Below are 3,424 nucleotides of genomic sequence, written 5' to 3'. Positions count from 1 at the left end.
TGTGTGGTCAAGTTTTTAAGGGCACACGGTGGATGCCTTGGCATTAGGAGCCGAAGAAGGACGTAGGAATCTGCGATAAGCCTGGGGGAGTTGATAACCGAGCGTTGATCCCAGGATGTCCGAATGGGGAAACCCCGCACAACGCTGTCATGGTGATTGTGTGACCCGCATCTGAACACATAGGGTGCGTGGGGGGAACGCGGGGAAGTGAAACATCTCAGTACCCGCAGGAAGAGAAAACAAGAGTGATTCCGTTAGTAGTGGCGAGCGAACGCGGATCAGGCTAAACCGTTCCATGTGTGATAGCCGGCGGGCGTTGCATGGGCGGGGTTGTGGGACTTTCCGTGCTGGTTCTGCCGGACCGGTGAGGTGTGATGTGCAGGCATAGGTGAACGGTCTTGAAAGGCCGGCCAGAGAGGGTGTGAGCCCCGTAACCGTAATGTTTTGTGCCGCCTGGAGAGTATCCCAAGTAGCACGGGGCCCGAGAAATCCCGTGCGAATCTGTCAGGACCACCTGATAAGCCTAAATACTTCCTAATGACCGATAGCGGACCAGTACCGTGAGGGAAAGGTGAAAAGTACCCCGGGAGGGGAGTGAAACAGTACCTGAAACCGTGTGCTTACAATCCGTCGGAGCAGCCTTGTAGTTGTGACGGCGTGCCTTTTGAAGAATGAGCCTGCGAGTTAGTGTTACGTCGCGAGGTTAACCCGTGTGGGGTAGCCGTAGCGAAAGCGAGTCTGAACAGGGCGAGTGTAGTGGCGTGATCTAGACCCGAAGCGGAGTGATCTACCCATGGCCAGGTTGAAGCGACGGTAAGACGTCGTGGAGGACCGAACCCACTTCAGTTGAAAATGGAGGGGATGAGCTGTGGGTAGGGGTGAAAGGCCAATCAAACTCCGTGATAGCTGGTTCTCCCCGAAATGCATTTAGGTGCAGCGTTGCGTGTTTCTTGCCGGAGGTAGAGCTACTGGATGGCCGATGGGCCCTACAAGGTTACTGACGTCAGCCAAACTCCGAATGCCGGTAAGTCAGAGCGCAGCAGTGAGACTGTGGGGGATAAGCTTCATAGTCGAGAGGGAAACAGCCCAGACCACCAACTAAGGCCCCTAAGCGTGTGCTAAGTGGGAAAGGATGTGGAGTTGCGAAGACAACCAGGAGGTTGGCTTAGAAGCAGCCATCCTTGAAAGAGTGCGTAATAGCTCACTGGTCAAGTGATTCCGCGCCGACAATGTAGCGGGGCTCAAGTACACCGCCGAAGTTGTGGATTTCACACAGTACCCTAGCCTTCGTGGTTCAGGGGTGTGGAGTGGTAGGGGAGCGTCGTGTGGGCAGTGAAGTCGCGGTGGAAACCAGCGGTGGAGCCTACACGAGTGAGAATGCAGGCATGAGTAGCGAAAGACGGGTGAGAAACCCGTCCGCCGAATGATCAAGGGTTCCAGGGTCAAGCTAATCTGCCCTGGGTAAGTCGGGACCTAAGGCGAGGCCGACAGGCGTAGTCGATGGACAACGGGTTGATATTCCCGTACCGGCGAAAAACCGCCCATGCCAAGCGGGGGATACTAACCGCCCGGAGCCTGCCCGTACACCCTTGTGGTGTGCCGGGTTTTGGCCGAGCGCGGGACCTGATCCCGGGAGGTAAGCGTATTAACAGGTGTGACGCAGGAAGGTAGCCGGGCCGGGCGATGGTTGCCCCGGTCTAAGGATGTAGGGTCAGGGATAGGCAAATCCGTTCCTGTGTGTTTCGAGCACGATCCTGAGATCTGATGGGACTCCCGTAAGGGGGGATCCGGTGATCCTATGCTGCCAAGAAAAGCATCGACGCGAGGTTTTAGCCGCCCGTACCCCAAACCGACACAGGTGATCAGGTAGAGAATACCAAGGCGATCGAGAGAATTATGGTTAAGGAACTCGGCAAAATGCCCCCGTAACTTCGGGAGAAGGGGGGCCTGCCCCGTGATGGAGACTTGCTCTCCGTGAGCGGGTGTGGGCCGCAGAGACCAGGGGGAAGCGACTGTTTACTAAAAACACAGGTCCGTGCGAAGTCGCAAGACGATGTATACGGACTGACTCCTGCCCGGTGCTGGAAGGTTAAGAGGACCGGTTAGCCCACTCGTGGGCGAAGCTGAGAATTTAAGCCCCAGTAAACGGCGGTGGTAACTATAACCATCCTAAGGTAGCGAAATTCCTTGTCGGGTAAGTTCCGACCTGCACGAATGGAGTAACGACTTCCCCGCTGTCTCAACCATAAACTCGGCGAAATTGCAGTACGAGTAAAGATGCTCGTTACGCGCAGCAGGACGGAAAGACCCCGAGACCTTTACTATAGTTTGGTATTGGTGTTCGGAGTGGCTTGTGTAGGATAGGTGGGAGACGTTGAAACCCGGACGCCAGTTCGGGTGGAGTCATCGTTGAAATACCACTCTGGTCACTTTGGACATCTAACTTCGGCCCGTGATCCGGGTCAGGGACAGTGCCTGATGGGTAGTTTAACTGGGGCGGTTGCCTCCTAAAAAGTAACGGAGGCGCCCAAAGGTTCCCTCAGCCTGGTTGGCAATCAGGTGTCGAGTGTAAGTGCACAAGGGAGCTTGACTGTGAGAGAGACATCTCAAGCAGGGACGAAAGTCGGGACTAGTGATCCGGCGGTACATTGTGGAATGGCCGTCGCTCAACGGATAAAAGGTACCTCGGGGATAACAGGCTGATCTTGCCCAAGAGTCCATATCGACGGCATGGTTTGGCACCTCGATGTCGGCTCGTCGCATCCTGGGGCTGGAGTAGGTCCCAAGGGTTGGGCTGTTCGCCCATTAAAGCGGTACGCGAGCTGGGTTTAGAACGTCGTGAGACAGTTCGGTCCCTATCCGCTGCGCGCGCAGGAAATTTGAGAAGGGCTGTCCTTAGTACGAGAGGACCGGGACGGACGAACCTCTGGTGTGTCAGTTGTACTGCCAAGTGCATCGCTGATTAGCTACGTTCGGATGGGATAACCGCTGAAAGCATCTAAGCGGGAAGCTCGCTTCAAGATGAGATTTCCATACACATTTATGTGTGAGAGGCCCCCAGCCAGACCACTGGGTTGATAGGCCGGATGTGGAAGCGAGGACTAAAGACTCGTGAAGCTGACCGGTACTAATAGGCCAACAACTTACACCACACACAACACACTGCACGCGTCCACTATGTGGTTCCCAACCAACAACCCCGGGAACAAAACCACAACAAAATAACAACCAAGCACCACAGTTGTAACCACAGTCTTCCCACCCACCCCCCCACGGGGGTCGGGACGGGTAACAAGGTTACGGCGGTCATAGCGTGGGGGAAACGCCCGGTCCCATTCCGAACCCGGAAGCTAAGACCCACAGCGCCGATGGTACTGCACCCGGGAGGGTGTGGGAGAGTAGGACACCGCCGGACAACCATTAA

2 rRNA genes are annotated in these 3,424 nt (G+C 55.8%); both read left to right on the top strand.

Annotation, left to right across the window (positions count from 1 at the left end):
- Positions 1-5 precede the first annotated feature (5 nt).
- Positions 6-3,152, top strand: a 23S ribosomal RNA gene (locus ABHM97_RS21420).
- 146 nt (positions 3,153-3,298) lie between these two features.
- Positions 3,299-3,415 (top strand): 5S ribosomal RNA (rrf, locus tag ABHM97_RS21415).
- The last annotated feature ends 9 nt before the right edge of the window (positions 3,416-3,424 follow it).

The organism is Paenarthrobacter sp. CAP02 (assembly GCF_040137855.1).
In the GTDB taxonomy this organism is placed as follows: domain Bacteria; phylum Actinomycetota; class Actinomycetes; order Actinomycetales; family Micrococcaceae; genus Arthrobacter.
The sequence above is the reverse complement of the archived record's forward strand: the minus strand, read 5'-3'. Positions and strand labels throughout refer to the sequence as shown.